19 protein-coding genes and 1 tRNA gene are annotated in these 19,051 nt (G+C 41.8%); 1 reads left to right on the top strand and 19 read right to left on the bottom strand.

Features of this window, described 5'->3' with window-relative positions:
- Positions 1–18: 18 nt before the first annotated feature.
- From LDO37_RS06115 to LDO37_RS06075, 9 genes are all read right to left on the bottom strand, one after another.
- On the bottom strand, positions 19–750 hold the full coding sequence (locus LDO37_RS06115) for a hypothetical protein (RefSeq protein ID WP_224055356.1): 732 nt from the start codon (positions 748–750) through the stop codon (positions 19–21).
- 335 nt (positions 751–1,085) lie between these two features.
- Positions 1,086–3,056: a UvrD-helicase domain-containing protein gene (locus LDO37_RS06110; RefSeq protein WP_126607321.1), complete on the bottom strand. Its 1,971-nt coding sequence runs from the start codon at positions 3,054–3,056 to the stop codon at positions 1,086–1,088.
- Positions 3,056–3,553 (bottom strand): AAA domain-containing protein, encoded by a 498-nt coding sequence (locus LDO37_RS06105; RefSeq protein ID WP_224056052.1) that lies wholly within the window; start codon positions 3,551–3,553, stop codon positions 3,056–3,058. The genes LDO37_RS06110 and LDO37_RS06105 overlap by 1 nt, the downstream gene beginning before the upstream one ends.
- A protein-coding gene (locus tag LDO37_RS06100) for an IS3 family transposase (RefSeq protein WP_224056044.1) occupies positions 3,543–4,696 on the bottom strand; the annotation gives its coding sequence in 2 pieces (ribosomal slippage) (positions 3,543–4,450 and positions 4,450–4,696; 1,155 coding nt in all). Before LDO37_RS06100 ends, LDO37_RS06105 begins: the two co-directional genes overlap by 11 nt.
- A 28-nt stretch (positions 4,697–4,724) precedes the next feature.
- Positions 4,725–6,035 carry an AAA domain-containing protein gene (locus tag LDO37_RS06095; RefSeq protein WP_224056051.1) on the bottom strand — a complete coding sequence of 437 codons (1,311 nt, stop codon included), beginning with the start codon at positions 6,033–6,035 and terminating at the stop codon, positions 4,725–4,727.
- Positions 6,036–6,220: 185 nt separating this feature from the next.
- Positions 6,221–7,348, bottom strand: coding sequence for an HNH endonuclease (locus tag LDO37_RS06090; RefSeq protein ID WP_126609247.1), 1,128 nt, complete (start codon positions 7,346–7,348; stop codon positions 6,221–6,223).
- A gap of 196 nt (positions 7,349–7,544) precedes the next feature.
- Positions 7,545–7,632: transfer RNA gene (locus LDO37_RS06085), tRNA-Ser, on the bottom strand.
- A gap of 151 nt (positions 7,633–7,783) precedes the next feature.
- The gene (locus LDO37_RS06080) at positions 7,784–8,233 is read right to left on the bottom strand and encodes an L-alanine exporter AlaE (protein ID WP_126609246.1); all 450 of its coding nucleotides are present in this window, start codon (positions 8,231–8,233) and stop codon (positions 7,784–7,786) included.
- A 290-nt stretch (positions 8,234–8,523) separates the two neighbouring features.
- Positions 8,524–10,959 carry a hybrid sensor histidine kinase/response regulator gene (locus tag LDO37_RS06075; protein ID WP_126607162.1) on the bottom strand — a complete coding sequence of 812 codons (2,436 nt, stop codon included), beginning with the start codon at positions 10,957–10,959 and terminating at the stop codon, positions 8,524–8,526.
- Between the two features lie 119 nt (positions 10,960–11,078).
- On the opposite strand from LDO37_RS06075, the gene LDO37_RS06070 reads away from it, so the two are divergent.
- A complete protein-coding gene (locus LDO37_RS06070) occupies positions 11,079–11,648 on the top strand; it encodes a UPF0149 family protein (RefSeq protein WP_126607163.1) in 570 nt (189 codons plus the stop codon).
- A gap of 207 nt (positions 11,649–11,855) precedes the next feature.
- Here the strand turns inward: LDO37_RS06070 and nadA are convergent, their stop codons facing one another.
- From nadA to cydX, 10 genes are all read right to left on the bottom strand, one after another.
- Positions 11,856–12,917, bottom strand: a complete 1,062-nt coding sequence (nadA, locus tag LDO37_RS06065; protein ID WP_101112138.1) for a quinolinate synthase NadA — start codon at positions 12,915–12,917, stop codon at positions 11,856–11,858.
- Between the two features lie 187 nt (positions 12,918–13,104).
- Positions 13,105–13,884 (bottom strand): tol-pal system protein YbgF, encoded by a 780-nt coding sequence (gene ybgF / locus LDO37_RS06060; protein WP_126607164.1) that lies wholly within the window; start codon positions 13,882–13,884, stop codon positions 13,105–13,107.
- Between the two features lie 13 nt (positions 13,885–13,897).
- A complete protein-coding gene (pal, locus tag LDO37_RS06055) occupies positions 13,898–14,434 on the bottom strand; it encodes a peptidoglycan-associated lipoprotein Pal (protein ID WP_101112134.1) in 537 nt (178 codons plus the stop codon).
- 69 nt (positions 14,435–14,503) lie between these two features.
- A complete protein-coding gene (gene tolB, locus LDO37_RS06050) occupies positions 14,504–15,856 on the bottom strand; it encodes a Tol-Pal system beta propeller repeat protein TolB (protein ID WP_101112132.1) in 1,353 nt (450 codons plus the stop codon).
- Positions 15,857–15,868: 12 nt separating this feature from the next.
- The gene (gene tolA / locus LDO37_RS06045) at positions 15,869–16,924 is read right to left on the bottom strand and encodes a cell envelope integrity protein TolA (RefSeq protein WP_126607165.1); all 1,056 of its coding nucleotides are present in this window, start codon (positions 16,922–16,924) and stop codon (positions 15,869–15,871) included.
- Between the two features lie 18 nt (positions 16,925–16,942).
- Positions 16,943–17,383 carry an ExbD/TolR family protein gene (locus LDO37_RS06040; protein ID WP_101112128.1) on the bottom strand — a complete coding sequence of 147 codons (441 nt, stop codon included), beginning with the start codon at positions 17,381–17,383 and terminating at the stop codon, positions 16,943–16,945.
- Complete coding sequence (tolQ, locus tag LDO37_RS06035; RefSeq protein WP_101112126.1) at positions 17,383–18,069, bottom strand: protein TolQ; 687 nt, start codon at positions 18,067–18,069, stop codon at positions 17,383–17,385. The genes LDO37_RS06040 and tolQ overlap by 1 nt, the downstream gene beginning before the upstream one ends.
- On the bottom strand, positions 18,059–18,481 hold the full coding sequence (ybgC, locus tag LDO37_RS06030; RefSeq protein ID WP_224055353.1) for a tol-pal system-associated acyl-CoA thioesterase: 423 nt from the start codon (positions 18,479–18,481) through the stop codon (positions 18,059–18,061). Before ybgC ends, tolQ begins: the two co-directional genes overlap by 11 nt.
- Positions 18,482–18,631: 150 nt before the next feature.
- Positions 18,632–18,940, bottom strand: a complete 309-nt coding sequence (gene ybgE, locus LDO37_RS06025) for a cyd operon protein YbgE (RefSeq protein ID WP_126607166.1) — start codon at positions 18,938–18,940, stop codon at positions 18,632–18,634.
- Entirely contained in the window at positions 18,930–19,040 is a 111-nt protein-coding gene (gene cydX, locus LDO37_RS06020) for a cytochrome bd-I oxidase subunit CydX (protein WP_004398540.1), read from the bottom strand. The genes ybgE and cydX overlap by 11 nt, the downstream gene beginning before the upstream one ends.
- Positions 19,041–19,051 lie beyond the last annotated feature (11 nt).

Raw genomic sequence — 19,051 nt, 5'->3', positions numbered from 1 at the left:
GCGACTGCCCCAATTATCTTAATTAATTTCACAATCTACAAATATTACCCCACTCCTAGATAGAAGGTCTCGTTTATTAATGTATTCTTCTATGATATAACTTTTAATTTTATCATCATTAAAACTAAGGTGAACTATATAAGTGTATCCTGTAGAATTTATTTTAATTTTTAAAACACCAGTCTCAATATATTCATCACTTGATTTAACTCGAGTTCTTAAGCAATGATTGAGGTATGATAAATTTATTTCTTTCTTTTTCTCAAAAACCTGACCAGAACTTAATAAAATTTCATACTTGTCATATGGGTTAAACTTTGGAATATCATAATCACTTCTAATAGAATTTTTTCCCAAAAGATTTAAGTCGCATTCTAACGCATAGCCAGATGTAATAAGCTCATCAGTCTCTATGCTAAAAACAGATGTAATACTCGAACTTGAAAACAAAAAGTTAATACCTCCGATCTCTATATCTATAGTTCGTGAGTTTGGTTGAGAAATTTTCCATTTAGATATTGGCTTGTAGGTTTTTAGACACTCATAAAAAGCGCCAATTTCCCCTTTTTCCTCAACATAATCAGGCAACCTACCTTTAATTAACTTATATTCACTCCGCTCCGTAAGGTTACCAATCTTCATTAAGTAATAATTAGACAAAGAAAGGTGATTATATAAGCTTATTAGCCATGGGATTAACACAAAAATAACCAATGTAGTAAAGAGAATCTTGTTAATCTTATCTGCCATCTATTTCTCTCCACCTAATATACTATCAAACCCTTGACTGATATAAATTGACGAATCATGTTTATAGTTTTGGTAATCATAAGACAATTTCCTTAAGATGAGGTCATGTGTATATTGATACCTGTTAATTAAACCTCCGTCGGCTTTCATACGTTAAATTGAATTACTGTTATATGCAGCACCTTCATGAAAGTAATCTCCTCTTAGAGTCCCCCTTTAATCACTACTTGTAAAAGCTGTCAACTCCCCACCCACATCAACCGCAAAATTTTGCTTCGCAATGTTAGATCACTCAGTAGTATGTTCAAATGGCTGTTTGCGCGAGATTAAAGTAACTAACTGAGGGTAACTGCCCCCGTGATATCAACTTGCTTTTCAACGCTAGCTGGAAACTCTTCGGTACTGAAAACAACTAACTTCTGTCCTGCTCTAGTCATTGCTACATAGAGTTTACGCATTGATTCCTGTAATACTTCTTCTCTTTCCGAGTCATTCAGTTCTAGGTTCTTAGGCTGGTTAATTATATGACCAGAACCAAGAACAAACACCGTACCTGACTCCATCCCCGTACAACTATTGATATTAAGAAGTCTAATTTTACTGCCTACGTTAGATGCCAACTCTTTGGAATTATTGTAGTTAACGACCGTATTCAAGCCAAGACGTTGCTCAATCTCTTGCTTAAGGTTTTTTGGGTAGTATTCCGGGCTACACAATACCATAACCTGATGAAGAGAAACCTTTTCAGATTTCACCAGTGCTACCAACTCATTGAGGAATCTTTTTTTCTCATCTTGAGCATTTCGGGAATATATGATTTGGGGTTTGTAGCCTCTTACCATTTTTTCATAATCAGGCTTTACGTAATCTTCTGGGCTCCCTTCGAGTCCATCTAGCAGAGCGTTTGCGGCGACCATTATTTCATAAGTCGTTCGGTAAGAATGATTCAAACGCTTGGTGCGCCCTCGAACATTTAGACCTACGCTCTTCCAACTTAAACGGTTTTTTAAGAAGCCTTGGTTAGGATCAGCACAAATAAATAATTGCCCTCCAGGAGTCAGTGAACGTTTAATCAGCTGTAACCAAGATGGCGCGAAGAATTGAGCCTCATCAAGCAGTATGTGATCAAACTGTTCAAGAGGTTTATCTGATAGCGCGACTTCCTTAATGTATAAACTCGGTAAGTATTTCTTAACCGACGACAACTGAGCACAAAAATCAGCATATAGCAGCCAAATATGTTCTCGTTGACTTTTTTGCAACGAAAATCCACGTCCTTGTCGATCAAATTCCAAATACTCTTCTTTGTCTTTAATTAAGTAGTCATTGATGTACTCTAGTTCGGACCAAATCTGCTCATCCGTTAACGACAGTTTCGTGTACGCTTCATTTTTATCACTTAAAACGGTCTGCTTTTCTTCTTTTAGATTCGCATCGCCAAATACTGGAGTAACACGCTGATAGCTTTTGCTGTACTGTTTTAATGCAAATGAGTGAAAGGTCGCAATTTCAAGGTTATCTGGTTTACCTTTAAGCCACATTTCAAACCTGTATTTAATATCTTCCGTCACTGGTTTATTGTGTATCGCAAGAAGCACCTTTTTTTCAGGGTATTTTTTGCAATATAGTGCTGCACGATTAATTAAAATCAGAGTCTTCCCACTCCCAGCCACCCCATTTATCAACCTTACAGAAGTGTCTTCCTGACCTTCTTCTTCAGAATCGACAGACTCAATCATGTCCAGTCTTGTAGCCAGTTCTTGATCATAATCTAGAAAAAATGGAAGCAACCTAGCGGTATTGTCTACGGATATTTTTCCTCGACGAGTACTGCATTGTGCGGGAATAACAGACTCCGGAAAAAACGTGCGTTTTATTCGAGTATGCTCCTCGATTGTGAACTCGGTTAATGCGGCATGTATTCGCTGTTCACCATACTCAATAAACGTCTTGTTCTCGACTATTTGTACATAATCAGATAGAGAATCATCGACTTGTAACGTACTACCTTCCCCCGAAGTCATATTATCGACGACAGCAAGATACTGAACAGGCTTTAAACCCAACTTCAACATCGAGTCATTAAACTTCAACAATTTAGAAAGACTAACACTATCTAGCTTCTCTGAATGAACACCAACAAAAACCCAACTATTGCAAGGTCCCTCAATAATGCAAGGGGCGACTTGCAAAGCATCTAATAATGACTCGCGTATAAAAAATTCGTCATTGAGTTTATTGAATACCTTTTTGAAATGTCGTCGATACTTGCGGTCTAAGCCTGTAAGCATATTTATATGTGCCATTAATCTACTTCCGCCTTATAGCAGTGACGAACCAGAGATTTATAGTCTTCGATATTTTTCCGAACCCTAAGATCATCCACCTGTTGCAGCATGCCTTCTGGTATTTCGGGGCCCACAATAACCAACTTAGTCTGAGGTCTAGTAATGGCAACATTGAGACGTTCCGCTTGAAAAAAGAATTCAGCAATAGCGCTAATGTATTGCGGGTCTGAGGAGCAGAATGAAACTATAATCATTTCTCGCTCCTGACCCTGCATCCTTTCTACGGTATCCGTTACCACTAATTTTGATCCAAATATTCCTAGCTTATCCTGCAAGCAGGATTTTAATATTCTGGCATGACCACGAAACGGTGTAACAACGCCAACTTCTTCAGCCGATAGCCCCGCTTCAACAGCCGCAGTTATCAAGTCAGCTACTAACTCCGCTTCTATTCTATTTTGACTTCGGGCATTGTGATCTGCTCCAGCAAGACTGGACACTTCATTAAGCGACATTTTGCTGTTCAAAGTTAACTGGGCTTAGATACCCAAGAGCACTGTGCCTTCTCATCCGATTATAATCAACCTCAATGTACTCGAAGACCGTTTGGCGCATCTCATTTCTTGTCATGATCGGTTCGTATTGGATCGCCTCGACTTTCATAGAATGGAAGAAGCTCTCAACACACGCATTATCCCAACAGTTTCCTTTTCTACTCATACTTTGTTTTAGGTTATAAGCACTTATTATGTCCCTATAGTCTTTTGAGCAATACTGGCTACCTCGATCACTATGGACAGTAACATGCTCAGGGAACCCTCGACGGAACAGAGCCATTGATAATGCATCGCAGACCAGAGTTGCCGTCATCCTCGTATCCATTGACCAACCGATCACTTGTCGTGAGTAAAGGTCGATGATGACAGCCAGATACAACCAGCCTTCGCTCGTGGCAAGATACGTGATATCTCCCGCCCATTTTTGATTCGGAGCCGTTGCGTTAAAGTCTTGAGCTAGCAAGTTCGGCGCTACGGGCATCTTATGCTTGCTATCCGTCGTACATTTAAACTTGCGTGCCGCTTTCGGCGTTAAATCCTGACGCTTCATACTGGCGGCAATGGTTTTAACATTACGGCTATCCCCATTCTCAGCTAGCTCTTTCTGGATGCGCCTTGAGCCATCACGCCCCTTACTATTGTCAAAAGCTTTTTTGACTTTTTCATCAAGCTTTTGGCGTATTGCCTCACGCTGGATGTACTTGTGGCGATGCTTAATCCAGTAATAGAACCCACTTCGTGAAACTTCGAACACCTTAGCCATGCGGACCACATTGAAACACAGAAGGTGTTCTAGCATAAATTCATAGCAATCTACTTTAGATTTTTCGCGAAGTAGGTGGCGGCCTTTTTTACGATATCTAGCTCTTCAGCTTGCTCAGCCAATTGCCTTTTGAGCTTGGCGACTTCGGCAGCGAGATCTCTTTCACGCTGACTGGTACTGGTGTCTTTTTTAATTGCCTTACGCCAACCGTAGATCTGGGATTCATGCAACCCGAGCTGCCTCGCTGCCGCAGCAACTCCCACTTTCTCTGATAGCTTCAAAGCTTCTGCCTTAAATTCAGGGGAATGTTTAATTCTAGTTTTTTTGTTAGTTGTCATTGTTCACCTCGTTAGTGATTGTACTCACTTAACTTGGTGTCCAAAACTGTTGGGGCGGATCATTGACCCCTGGGGTCTTGATAAACACAGAAGGTAGATCACTAGAGAGAATATCGGAATACTTGTGAGTTTTTTTCGGTAGAGAAAACAATGATAGCGCTGGCGGCCTTTTCGATTCCAGATTACCCTTGTAGTAACAATTGCTAGGCCATTGGGTTAAGGCTGGGGACATGCGATATGTTTGGCTCAGCAACACAGAAACCTTTTCATTGCCAAGAATCATTTTGGAGAAAGCGGAACTATCTTCTAGAACGGATTGAGAAAGTATCACAGGAGGAAGCTGCTTATGATCCCCAACAAATACAAATCTGCATCCTTTTCTCATTGCCATTAACGCCAAAGGGACTGTGATTTGGCTGGCTTCGTCAAAAATGATGGTATCAAATGTAAAGCTTTCAAGCCGTTCACTACAGGTGGCAAAAGGTGTGGCGCCTATGATATATCCAGTATCAGGTATATCTTCCCATTTTGATGCGTATTCAAAATGCTTCACCTTATCACTCAATGATTTCTTACCACCACTCGCACAAATTTTCGCAACAGGGACCCTTTCCTCCACAATTTTGTTGAGCGCATTATTGATCGCCATGTGGGTATGAGAAGTCATGAGAACTCTTTGTCCGGCCTCTACAAGAAGCTTAGCGATAATACTAATAACTTTTGTTTTACCAGTTCCAGGAGGTCCCTGAATACACGCTAAGTATTTAGATGCGACACCAAGCCCAACCGCTTCACTCTGTTTTTCATTCAGCCCACGAGATTCTGCATAATCAGCAGCTTCATCAAAGTCTTCGTCATAAATCGCTTCCATATTTAAATGTCCGGAAAGCATAGGAAGCAGTACGTCTCTGCCGACTTTAGATGTAGCGATATCAACTAAAGACTTTTCATAAAATGGCCTTAGATCCATGCCTGTAGGATCGGCATAACAACCTTCACTTAGTTGTGGAAGTAAACTTTTATCGACTTTGACTTTCAGTAGCCACTCTCCATCGCTTTCGGCCTCAATAGTTACTTGGTCAAAAACCTTATGATTACTAGGATCACCAAGATGCAAACAAATCATGTCGCCTTCCCTAAGGCGTGATTCATTATCACCTAATACGACTTCAAGGTGATTAGTTCCGGAATACCTCACTGACTCTATTAGTTGAGTTTCACCTTTTAATAGTTTTTCTTTTAAAGGTTTCTTCCAAATTTCTAGAAGATTTTCTATACCAGCGTCATGTTCTGCATACACAAAAGCTTGTAGTTCTTTTAATACCGAGGTGAGTTCCATCTAGCTTACCAACGTGAATTTTTACTCAACAATGAGAATACTCATCAATACGAATAATCTAACCATATTTTTTAGATGGGCATCACGTCAACTACTCACTTACCAAACTGTTAATTACATCTCCGATTAAACTTAATTACTCTTTAAGAGATACCTTAATTTTCATTACTATCAGTAAATTGAAATCAAAGACCTTTAAACAGCTCAGCTCGGTGATAAGCGAGATATCGCTTATGTTCTAGAGCAATATTGAAGGACATACTCTCATCTAAACCGATCACTTTTGGTGACTCTAATTGGCTAGAAATCATTACTTTTCCTTGGTCGCTAAAAGAGATAAAACCGAGATCGAATGCTTTGTCTAAATTAGCTAGTAATAATAGACCATTGAATTTGTCCAAACGTTCTTCATTACTAGAGTCCCGCCACGGTTTAATGTGTGAAGCTAATAGCAACTGAGTATTACGGTATCCTGTTACAGCACAGCATCCCCACATTTTAATCAGCTTAGTTCTAAAGCCTCCTTGCCCCATTCTCGTCTTCACGAGTATACTTTTCTCAGTATCCGATAGCGTTTTATCGGTCATAACCTGTTTAATATCAGCATTTACATCTATTTGAGACACGTCAGCTAAGAACTTATGATAATGAGACAAAGCTGCGCTATACATACCTTTACCTTTTTTGTCTCGAATTTGGAATAGCTCTAGCTTTCTTGCCTTATCTTCGTAGCTTATAAACTTACGATAAGAATTAATGTCCGTTAGAGGCTGGTCAAGTTCCCCTACATCCATTAACCAATATGAGATAGAGCCTTTAATCGCACCGAGATAGTTGCTTGCGGTTTTCTCCGACTTACCAATATCCAACAGCCATTGGTAATATAAACCAGCCAGATCAGACAAGTTTGACACCAAGGCTTCTTTCAGCTCATTAGCGACAATGTAGCTCTTCATATAATCGAATAGCTCATCATCAATATAGGCATATTCAACTGATTTTGCAGAATATCGTTTGGTGCTTTTTCTATCACAACCCGAGCAATATGAAAGATGCCAAAAGCATTCAGTTCTTAAATGAAAAAACGGGTTCTCTGGCGTATTCTTATCTTTATTCTGAGCCAAGTTATCAAAATGGTGAGCGAATCTATCTTTAAGAACTTGGTTTAAGTAGATCTGGTTGGTGGAAATATGCCCAGCTTGTACTAGGTCTATGATGGCTAGGAGCATACACACCTTGTGAGGACTTTTCTTGCCTCCCGCGCTGTTCATTTTTAAGTTTTGAAAACGTTCTAGATACAACTCTATCGTCATTGTTTCACTTAGATTTTATTTAGTTATCGGTATAGTTTATAGAGATATTTGTCAATCACTTGGGCTCTCCAATGATGACTGAATACATCAAGACAAAATGACGAGATGACTATGACATATTTGGGCATTAAGGTTTTTATTTAGAAATATAATGAGCAAAAAAAAAGACGCCCTAGGGCGTCTCTTTTCAAGAATGTGGCGGTGAGTGAGAGATTCGAACTCTCGATACGTTGCCGTATACACACTTTCCAGGCGTGCTCCTTCAGCCACTCGGACAACTCACCGAATTGTTGTTGAACTTTGCGTCTCAACGGGGCGCTAATTTAATGTTTATGTGTTTGTCGGTCAAGTGATTATCTGAAAAAAAACATCATTTCATGTCTGTTCGCTCAGATTTTAGCTAAAACACTCACTTTACCAACAGATTGGTTAGCTTTAGACCTGTTGAATATAAGCAGGAACGCGGAATAATTTTCGGCAGTTATCTAGGAAATATCCGTAAAGTACACCTAAACCACATGAAACAACTGCGTTACTCGCAACGGCTGTCACAATCTGATCAGAAGATGCGCCTACAAACCATAGAATGGCGGCATAAACAGGTGATTGAAACAATACATAAGCAATAACGTCGGAAATACGCTTTGTCAGTTCGCCACCGTGGATTCTTCCACCTTGGTTAAGAACCCAATCTCGGAATACCCCATAAGGCCATGCAATGGCGATGTTCACGGGTATAGATAGAGTTCTCGACTGCAATGACTGTTCAAAGGACATACCTGATACAAAAATCTCTATCAGCATTCCTACAACAAAGCTGAATACCACCATAGCAAATGTATCCGCTGCTGCGTGGCGAATACAAAAAGGGGCTTTAGAACTCATTTCCTTCCTCACAAAGAATATAAAACTAGTTAAAGAATTGTTAAGCAACAGGTAAATCTAGATAAAACATTAAACACCAGATTTATTCGCTATTTAATCACTTTTTAAATGGATTTATATTCTGTATTTTATATTTTGTTGTAAATTTACAACTAGTTTTCTACGAAATAATAGTGAGTTTGACTAATTCGTCTGAAAGGTCTTTTTATGAGAGGTATATGAATATATAAAAGCACTGAGAGATAACCTTCCAGTGCTTTTTTTGGATTTTATGTAATTAACTTACGAAATCAGTCCGCGAGGCTTAACGTAAGTACGTTAATGTCTTCTTCTGATGGGGTCGTGTTTTCACGAAGCGCGGTCACAATTTTGTCTATCGCGCTGAGTTCATCATGGTTAAACCTAATGCTGTCTTGGCTTATGATGCACTCTAGGATCTGATTTGCTTGTTCATAGTCTTGATTGTCTAAACAGACGTACAAATCAATTAACCTCTGTTCATTGTTTTTACTCGATACTTCTGTCGGATTGGAAGTATTGAATTCTAATGCGTCTCTCTTTAGCTGATTTAAACGTTCAGAGAACTTGATCAAAACATCGTCTAATTCCCTTTCATCAATCGGTTTAGCGAGAATGTGATCCGCCCCTGCACTCAGCATTTTTTCTCGAGTCTCTTTGAATACATCTGCGGTGCAACCAATAATCAGCCCTTTCGATGATTGGTGATTTAAATTACGGATCCGTTCTGTCGCTTCAATACCGTCCATAACGGGCATGTGGTTGTCCATTAAGACAAGATCAAAGGTTTTCTGCGTGAGTATTTCAACCGCTTTCGCACCGTCGACAACACTGGTGGTTTCAAACCCCTTACTGCGCAAAAACGCATCCATGATCATGGTGTTCGTTCGATTGTCTTCCACTATTAGAGCGGATAAACCATTGCAGTCAAACTTTTGATGAACGACGTCTTGTGTGCTTTCAGGTAAGCATACGTCTGTTTGCAAAGTTAGGAAAAAGCTAGAACCGATGCCTTCTTCGCTTTTTACGTTTATGTCTCCCCCCATACCTTGTACGATTTTTTGAGTGATCGCTAAGCCCAACCCTGTCCCTCCAAATCGTCGTGTGGTGGTAGACTCCGCTTGCTCAAATGGTTTGAATATTTTTTCTTGTGCCGATTTGGAGATGCCAATTCCAGTATCGCGTACCTGTATGGATAAGTAGACTTTTCCTGCTCGCTCGTATTCGTTTAAATAGACTTCGATAAAACCACGAGAAGTGAACTTAATGGCGTTGTTCAGCAAGTTAAAAAGTATTTGCCGAATTCGTGCCTTATCGGCGTTGTACCAGCGTTCTGATGGGACTTCACTATACACTTTAAAGTTAAGCCCTTTCTCGGTCGCTAACGTAAAGTACACGCTATTTATGCTGCCGATAATGCTAGCCAGTGGAAAAGGAGAAGGATCGAGCTCTAACTTCCCTTGCTCTATTTTAGAGAAGTCCAAAATTTCGTTGAGAAGCGTCATCATGTGCTCGCCAGAATCATAAAGGCTATGGAGCAGCTTACTTTGATGTTCTGTTAGATCTGTTTTGGCTAATATTTGTGCCGTGCCTAACACACCATTCATGGGTGTTCGAATTTCATGTGATAGTGTTGCAAGGAAGGCAGATTTCGCTTTCGTCGATGCTTTTGCTTTCACGGTTTCCTCTCTAAGGAAAACCGTCTTGTGATTAAAACTATCGATGAGGTGTTTGATTTCATCATGACTGTTGTAAGTCATATCAATGATGCCGTGAGTATTTTTATCCGACACCTTGTCTGCAATCACGACTATCGGTCGAATCAAGTAACGGTTGATCAAGTAGTAACCGATCATGACGCAAAGCAGTAGAAACGGCGCGATGACGAATTCTAAGCTCATCACCAATTCGAACGTTTCTTCTCCTACTAGTCTTTTGGAATTAACAACTTCTATTTCCCAGTTGTATTTACCAAACGCCATTCTAGAAATATAGATATCTTTAGTGAGTGAGAAGTTGTGTTCTGTAATGGCATTACCCGCTTTGTCTTTAATCAGAACACCAAGATCGTATTGGTTGGCGTGGTTTTGAACGTACTTAATCAGTTCCGACAAAGAGATATCGATGGTCGCGACACCTTTAACCACCCCATTCTTAAAGTAGGGTGTTGAAGCAGTAATCATTTGAACATGGGTGTAGGGATCGATATAGACATCCGACCAAGACACCTCTTGTGCCTTGATATTTATGGCAGAGGTGTACCAAGGTTCTATATTGTATCCCCCTGATTCTGGATTATTCCATGAATGGATGAGGTCAACTCTACCCTCTGAATTCTTATTGTAGAAAAGGCTTTTTAGGCGGACGTCTTTATCTATTGAATAAGGCTCGGGCCATGTACCGCCACTCACAATCATGTTGGTGCTCTGGGCAATCATGAAAGGCAATAGAGACTTCAAACTATCATATTGCTCCGAGGCTTCACCTACTGCTGCAATGCTGTGCAACAATCCAAGGGAGCCGTTTAATGATTCATCTAAACTGGTGGCAAGAAGCTCTGTTCTTAAATCTAAATTCTTTTGAAGTTTACTTTTGATTGGGTGCTCTACAACCAAATAGGTTACGCTACCAACGGTTGCGATAACGAAACAAAGGTATAACCCCAAAGCGATGATACTTTTCTTTTTAAGTGAAGATTGGATCGCCATATTATTAGCCAACAATACACATATTAAAAAACCTATATCTTAGTATGGTATTCATCAAGTCTTTTTCCAGTCGTGTGAGCTTGATACACTACCTCAATCACTCAAGAAGGGAACGTATTTTGACTTTAACAGAATTGCTTGCTTTACCAGAAATGGAAGGCAAAATTTTAAATGAATACCAAATCCGTGGGTTTGTTACCTCCATGGCAGCTGCTCCAAATATTATTGACCCAGCTGAATGGCTTGCGTTTCTTTGGGGTGGTGAAGAAGTCGCCCCCTTCTCAACACCAGAACACTTAGAATCCTTTGCAGATCAAGTTATTGCGATTTGGAATGATGCAAGACCAAAACTGCTTGAAGGGTCTTGGCAGTGGCCTGAAAACTGCGCCTTGGATGACGAAGAAATCGTCAATGAAGAAGCAAGAAACTTCACTGAAGGGCTGCTTCAAGGCTGGGGAGTATCCCGAGATGATTGGGAAACACTAATGCCAGAAGACAGTGAAGATAATGCCCTTCTAGGTGGTGTTATTTTATCTATGAGCATGCTTTATGACCCAGAAACGGCAGTATCGACGCTCGCTCAGCAAGGGATCGAGGGGTTAGAACAGTTTGAAGAGATTTTCAATGCCATACCCGTCATGCTTTGTGGCTTAACTCAGCGCGGTGTTGCACTAGCTGAAGCGCAGTAACAGATTAGCTATTGCCTTTGAAATCCAAGTTCTAGAATCCACAGTTTTTGAGCAAACAGATCTTAAAAAAACAGCTTTTAGACAAACCTTGCTAGAACTAAAAATGCCGCGTGTATCGCGGCATTTTTCGTTTTTATCAGTGCTTATCAAGAGCTTTTGACCTAGGCTCTGTAGCCTTAAGCTCTTTTAGACTCAAGCTATTTAGACTTAAGCATTACCTTTCACCTGCATATTAAGCTGCTCTGCGAAATCCAACATGCGGTTTAATGGGATAAGAGACTTTACTCGAACGTCTTCATCAACAAAGATTTCGTGCTCTTTACCACCATCTGTTAGCGCACTCTCAATCGCAGACAGACCATTCATTGCCATCCACGGGCAGTGAGCACAGCTACGACAAGTCGCACCAGCACCAGCAGTTGGCGCTTCGATAAGTTCTTTTTCAGGCACCAATTGCTGCATTTTAAAGAAGATACCTTTGTCTGTAGCGACAATCATTTGTTGATGCGGTAACTCTTTAGCTGACTTGATCAATTGGCTAGTTGAACCCACTGAATCGGCTAATTCTACAACGCTCGCCGGCGATTCTGGGTGAACCAAAATAGCGGCATTTGGGTAGAGATTCTTCATCTTTTTCAATGCATCAGCAGAGAATTCATCATGTACGATGCACTCACCTTGCCAAAGCAACATGTCTGCACCTGTTTTGTTTGAAATATAAGAACCTAAGTGACGATCGGGACCCCATATAATGGGCTTATCTTCTGCATCTAAGTGCTCGACAATTTCTAGCGCGATGCTTGAGGTCACCACCCAATCAGCTCGCGCTTTTACGGCAGCAGAGGTGTTGGCATAAACCACAACGGTATGATCAGGGTGGGCATCACAGAACTCTGTGAATTTATCGGCAGGACAGCCAAGATCAAGCGAGCATTCTGCTTCTAGATTTGGCATAAGAATGCGTTTTTCTGGTGTCAGGATTTTCGCTGACTCCCCCATAAAGCGCACGCCACCAATGATCAATGTGCTTGCGGGGTGTCGATTACCAAACTTCGCCATTTCCAAAGAATCGCCAACGAAGCCGCCAGTGGCTTCTGCTAACGCCTGAATTTCAGGATCAGTGTAGTAATGTGCAATCAATACCGCGTCTTTTTCCTTCAGCAACTTTTTGATATTTGTTATGTGTTGCTGCTTTTGATCATCTGTTAGAGGAACGGGTTTTGGAGGAAAAGGGTATACGGTCTCAATTGTGTCTAAAATGTGGCTCATTGCTCTTGCTCTACGCAACTTCCAAGTAATCCGGGTATTGTATACCCAAACGGCTGCAAGCTTCCAGAGCCTAGATAGGCAAGTGATGAATTAGTTATTTCATTTTGATTGGAAGAAGAGTGTTGAGCCTAAAGAAGGTCGGGAGATTAGAAATAAGCCAGGGCCACTAAGTGACCCTGATAGCTGTTTATTGCATCTGTTTCTTTGCCATATCAGCTGATGCGCTTTGAGGGTATTCGCTGATAACTTGTTGATAGTATTTTATTGCGGCATCCGATTTTTTATTTCGCTTGGCAATATCTCCAAGCTTGAGTAAAGCATCGGCACGCTTATTTGACTCTTTATACGCCACAACTGAAGCAAAACTTTTTGCAGCGTCAACATCTTGCTTTTTCGCAAAGTAAAGCTGACCTAACCAGTAATGAGTATTTGAGGCAAATTTAGAATCTGGGAAATCTTTTTGAAACTGCTTAAAAGCGGTGATCGCACCAGCGTAATCACGCTGTTTCAAAATCAAATCAACGGCATCCTGATAAGCCGTTTGCTCGTCTTTGTTTGTGCTGAACGTTCCAGAAGTTTCAGAGCCAGTCTCAGCCGTAACAACGGGAGCCTGTTGTAATTGCTGCCTCATGTTGTCCAGTTCAACGAATAGCTCTCGTTGCCTTTCTAACATCTGCTTCATTTCGTAAGAGTTACGTTCAACAATTCCACGCAACTCGCCTACTTCTGAGCTTAAGTCATCAATTTGCTGCTGCATTTGAATTTGGATTTTAGCGCGATTTTGTAATAGGCGCTCAAGACGCTGCACATCCGTCTCGTTAACAGACGATACCCTTGTAGAGGACGGGTTGGAAGTGGCGGTAGTGGTGCTATTGAGATCAGTTACTGGAGCTGGTGCGGCGAACGTTCCATTCGCCGCACTTGCCAGTAACATAAGCGATACGAGTCGCTTAGAGTTACTGAACATAGGAAAATTCCTATTAGTATACTAGTACAGCGCGACGGTTTTTAGCGTAAACGTCTTCGCTTTGACCTAGAAGTAGAGGGCGTTCTTCACCGAAGCTAATTACTTCGATTTGGTCTGCCTGAACACCTAGAGCTTGAAGGTATTTAGCGACTGCTTCAGCACGGCGCTCACCTAGTGCAATGTTGTACTCTGGAGTACCACGCTCATCAGCGTGACCTTCGATGCGTACTTTAAGTGCAGGGTCTTTACTGATGAATGCCGCGTGTGCCGCTAGCATATCTTCGTAATCAGACGAGATTGTTGAGTTATCAAACGCAAAGTAAACAGTCTGAGTTTCACGAAGTTGCGCTTCTTTGATCTCTTGCTCTGTTAGCTGAGATCCTGTCTCTAGTGGCGTTACTTCAGTAGTTGCTTCTTTTACCACTTGCTCAGTATTGTTTGTTTGAGAAGTAGTAGAAGCCTCTGCCGCTTTGTCGCTTGAGCTACATGCCGTAACAGCTAGTACTGGTAGCGCAATCAGAAGCCCTTTAAGAACTTTATTAAGTTGCATCTTTTTCTTCCTTATTTGTCCGAAACTTTGTTTTAACCGATTTGCCGAACTACATACAAATGGGTATTTCTACAAAAATGGTGACCAGGCGGGAGCTCTTACGCGCCCATTCGTTGCCGGTAATCTAGCTTTAAAGCGACCATCTATAGAGACCATAGAAAGTACATTCTTCTTCCTATACATGGAGCTGTAAATGACCATACCACCGTTTGGCGCAATACTTGGAGACTCGTCCAATTGTGTTTTTGTTAACACTTGTACGGCTCCTGTTTCCAAATCTTGCTTGGCCAAATTAAACCCGGAATCGTTCCGATTAACCATAATCATGAACTTTCCATCAGGTGTGATTTGCCCACCCAAGTTCTGGCTGCCTTGCCAAGTTAGACGGTTGGTCGCACCGTCTAACAAATTTACTCGATATATCTGAGGTTTACCACCCCGATCCGAGGTAAATATTAGTGATTGCCCATCAGGATGCCAAAATGGTTCTGTATTATTTGCTCTACCTCTCGTTATTTGCTTCAACTTTCTAGTTTGCAAATCGAGAACGTAGACCTGAAGGCTTCCGGTTTTAGACAATACGATTGCCAGTTTTTTACCGTCTGGTGAGAATCTTGGCGCACCATTATGACGAGGGAATGACGTGAGCTTCTCACGTTTACCGGAATAGATATCCATTAAGAAAATTTCAGCACGTCCATTTTGAAAGCTAACATACGCAAGCTGACGTGCATCTGGAGACCAAGCTGGAGACATCAATGGCTGTTTTGAGCGCAATACTAAGCGTTCATTATAACCATCATAGTCTGCGATTCTGAGCTGGTAAGGAAATTTCTCTTTATCATTAATAACAACATACGCGATACGCGTTAAGAATGCGCCTTTTTCACCAGTTAGCTGCTCGTATACAAGATCAGAGATTCGGTGTGCATATTCACGCAGCCTTGGACCAGGAACCGTAGCGCGCTTATTAAATAAAACATGGTCCTTTGATAGTACAAGCTCGCCTGTATCACTTAGGGCTTTGCTTTGCCCGCTCGTCAATTGACCACGTACAACATCAACAAGCTGATATTCGATGAGATAGTTACCGTCAGCTTTTTTGGTCACGGAACCAGTAAGCAAGGCATCAACACCAAGAGCTGTCCAAGACGAGAAATCAACATCGACATCGGAATATGGCGTTTGAGGCATTTTGTTAGGAGCAACTGGGCTAAATTTACCACTGCGCTGAAGATCAGAGGATATAACCGCGCTGATATCGTGAGGTAACTTACCCTCACCTTCCCATTTGAATGGAATGATGGCAATCGGTCGGGCCGAATCAATACCATCTGTGATCACCAACTCTAAAGCGGCGTTGGCTACGTTCGCCATGCTGGTTAACAGCACCAGCAGTCCTAGTAAAAGGCGTTTAGTCACTTCTTAGTCCTTTTAATCCAATTCAACAGTTAGATTGATATTTTTTAGCTCTTCTGCCACATCTTTGTCACTTGGGACAGGGAAAGAGCCAACTTGCGCAATCGCACTTTTGGTCGCAGTACACACGCGAGAGTCACCGCCTAATACTTTAACGCCATTAACAATAGCATTGTTACCGGTATGTATTAGGCGCATATTGACTTTACACGACTTTCCCACAAATGAGTCATCCCTCAATAGTCGACTCTGAATAAGTTGCTTATAAATTGCGCCATATCTCTGTACTTCGCTGACAACATGCTGCTGTTTTGCAGCAGAATTTTGAGAAACTTCACTTTCAAGACCAGCAAAGATGTCGTTTAGAGCCGCTTCTTGCTCTTTTCGTTCCCTTTCAAGGCGCTCTAAACGTTCTTTTTCTTTTTTAGCTTTCTCAGCGGCTTCTTTCGCAGCTTTTTCTTTCGCTATGCGGTCCGCCTCTGCCTTCTTGGCTGCTTCACGCTCGCGTTTGGCTTTTTCTTCCGCTTCTTTGGCTGCTTTCTCTCTCGCAACCCTTTCTTGTTCAGCTTTGGCAATGGCAGCCTCTTTTTTAACTCGCTCTGCCTCTGCCTTTTTCACCGCTTCTTCCTTGGCTTTACGTTCTGCTTCAGCCTTAGCGACACGCTCGCGTTCTTTGTTTGCTCTTTGCTCTGCAGCCTTACGCTCTTGTTCTTTCTTCTGACGCGCTTTTTCAGCTTCTCTCGCGGCTTTTTCTGCCTTGGCTTTTTCTTGCTTGAGCTTTCGAATCCGCTCTTCTTCAGCTTTTCGATTTTTCTCTAGCTGCTCGCTTTGCTTTCTTAATTTATCTAAGCGCTCTTCTTCAGCGCGTTGGGCGGCTTCTCGTTGCTGTCTAATTTCTCGAGCTTGCTGTTGAACCATTTTTGGATCAATCACAACCGCCTGAACCATATTGCCTGTTGTGTCCTTCTTTGGCTCGGAAAAGTCCGCGCCCCATAGAAGTCCCCCAATAAGCACTACGTGCAAAACGGCGGATACAATGATTGCTGAGGTATAGTTGTTCTTATTTTTCATCGATGAACCGATGCGTCCCTATTTTAAATCCGTCAGCAAACCCACTTTAGGGATGCCTGCCCGGCTTAACTCGTCCAATACCAATACGACTTCAGCATATGGGGTGGCGGCGTCGCCTCCCACTGCAACTGGAGAATCTGGCGCAAGAGATATTTCAGCTTTCACTCGAACAATTATGTCTTCCAAACTAAGACCGCGAATTACGTCTTCATCGTTCACGCTGAGCCCTAATTGCCCATCTTTGTCTATCTCTACGATGATAAAGCTCGCTTCGCTGTCGCCTGCTAAATCAGAAGCAGGCTGCGCTGTTGTTGTTTTTGGTAACTCAACTTCGACGCCTTGCGTAACAAACGGCGACGTCACCATAAAGATAATTAGAAGTACCAGCATAACGTCGATATAAGGTACGACGTTAATCTCTGCCGTCAGCTTTCTTTTCTTACGCTGGTAGCCTGCCATTACTGTTCCTTACCAGCGATAGCCTGACGGTGCAAAATACTGTGGAATTCTTCCGAGAATGTTGCGTAGGTGTGCTCTAGTTTCGATACCTGATTGCTGAAGCGGTTGTACGCCATAACAGCAGGAATCGCAGCAAAAAGCCCCATTGCTGTTGCGATCAGCGCTTCTGCTATACCTGGTGCCACCATGGCAAGCGTCGCTTGTTTCACTTCACCAAGTGCTATAAAGGCATGCATGATGCCCCAAACCGTACCAAATAACCCGATGTAAGGAGTAATTGAACCCACGGTTGCTAAAAACGGCAAGCTGTGTTCTAGCTCGTCCACTTCACGAGCAACAGCAACTCGCATCGTTCTACCCGTTCCTTCCATCACAAATTCAGGAGAGGTACCTGGGGAGCGGCGTAACTTCGCAAACTCAGTAAAGCCCAAATAGAAAATTTGTTGGGTTCCACCGATGTTATCTTTTCGAGCTTTCACTTCTTGATACAGCTGAGAAAGGTCGACACCCGACCAAAATTTATCTTCAAATCGGTCTGCGTCTTTTAATGCTTCTTTTAAAATTTTGCTGCGCTTAATAATCATCGCCCAAGAAACCACTGACATACCGAGTAAAGTCAGCATCACGAGCTTTACGAGTAAACTTGCTTGTAAGAAAAGATCTAAAATTGAAATATCAGCTGTCACTGTCTATTAACTCCGCAGTCATTGAGCTTGGGATTGCCTGAGGCTTCATTGTTTTTGTGTTAACGAATGCTACCTTAACTGTTGCTCGACACAATGTCTTGCCGTCAGGATTAACTAACTCCTGACAAAATACCAAGGAAGCACGCCTTAATTCAGAAATTGATGTTCTTACTGTCAATTGGTCGTCCAATCTTGCGCCTTGTAGAAAATCCATTTCAACATGACGTATAACAAAACCGAAGTTTTCAGTAAGAAGTCTTTGTTGACAGACTCCGAGCGATCTCAGAAGTTCCGTTCTAGCACGTTCAAAGTAGTTAAGATAATTAGAATGGTATACCAAACCACCCGCATCAGTGTCTTCGTAATAAACTCGAATAGACCACTCAAAGATGCGCGTAAATTCCCCTTTCACCAAGACACCAATCACAAAATATATAAAACGTAACTATACCTCATGTTGTGACTTCGTCAGGAAAAATAAAGGGATTTTTTGTGGTTAACACCAAAAAAACGAGAGCAGTTGTCTGATAACTGCTCTGAGAGGCGAATGTTTAAGCACGAGCTATACAACAAAGCGCACTAGAGTGAAGTAAGTGAGGGCTGCGATTGATAAATAGGGGCTAAAGTAAATCTGCCAAACCCAATGCCTTGGTTTAAACCCTATTCCGTAGACCATGCTAGAACATACACTGTAGATAAACAGCGGTCCTAAAAATGCACTAAAGCCACCAATCTCTTCTGCATATTGGTTCGGCTCCCACATAAAGAGCCCCACATTGCCAAACGCCAACAATAAGGAAAGAGCCCGTAAAAGGGCTCTGTCCATAGGTTTGTGGAGCTCAGCGACTTTGTCTGCTAAGTTATTCTTCACTGTCCTTATCCATCATTTCTGTGTGCTCTAGCCAAAGAGCATTGATGATGCCAAACGCGCACGCCAGCAATACACCCAAGATCCATGCAAAATACCACATAGTAATGCTCC

Origin of the sequence: Vibrio penaeicida, assembly GCF_019977755.1 — a bacterium.
Classification (GTDB): Bacteria; Pseudomonadota; Gammaproteobacteria; order Enterobacterales; family Vibrionaceae; genus Vibrio; species Vibrio penaeicida.
Note: the sequence above shows the minus strand (reverse complement) of the source record. Positions and strands in the feature narration are given on the sequence as shown.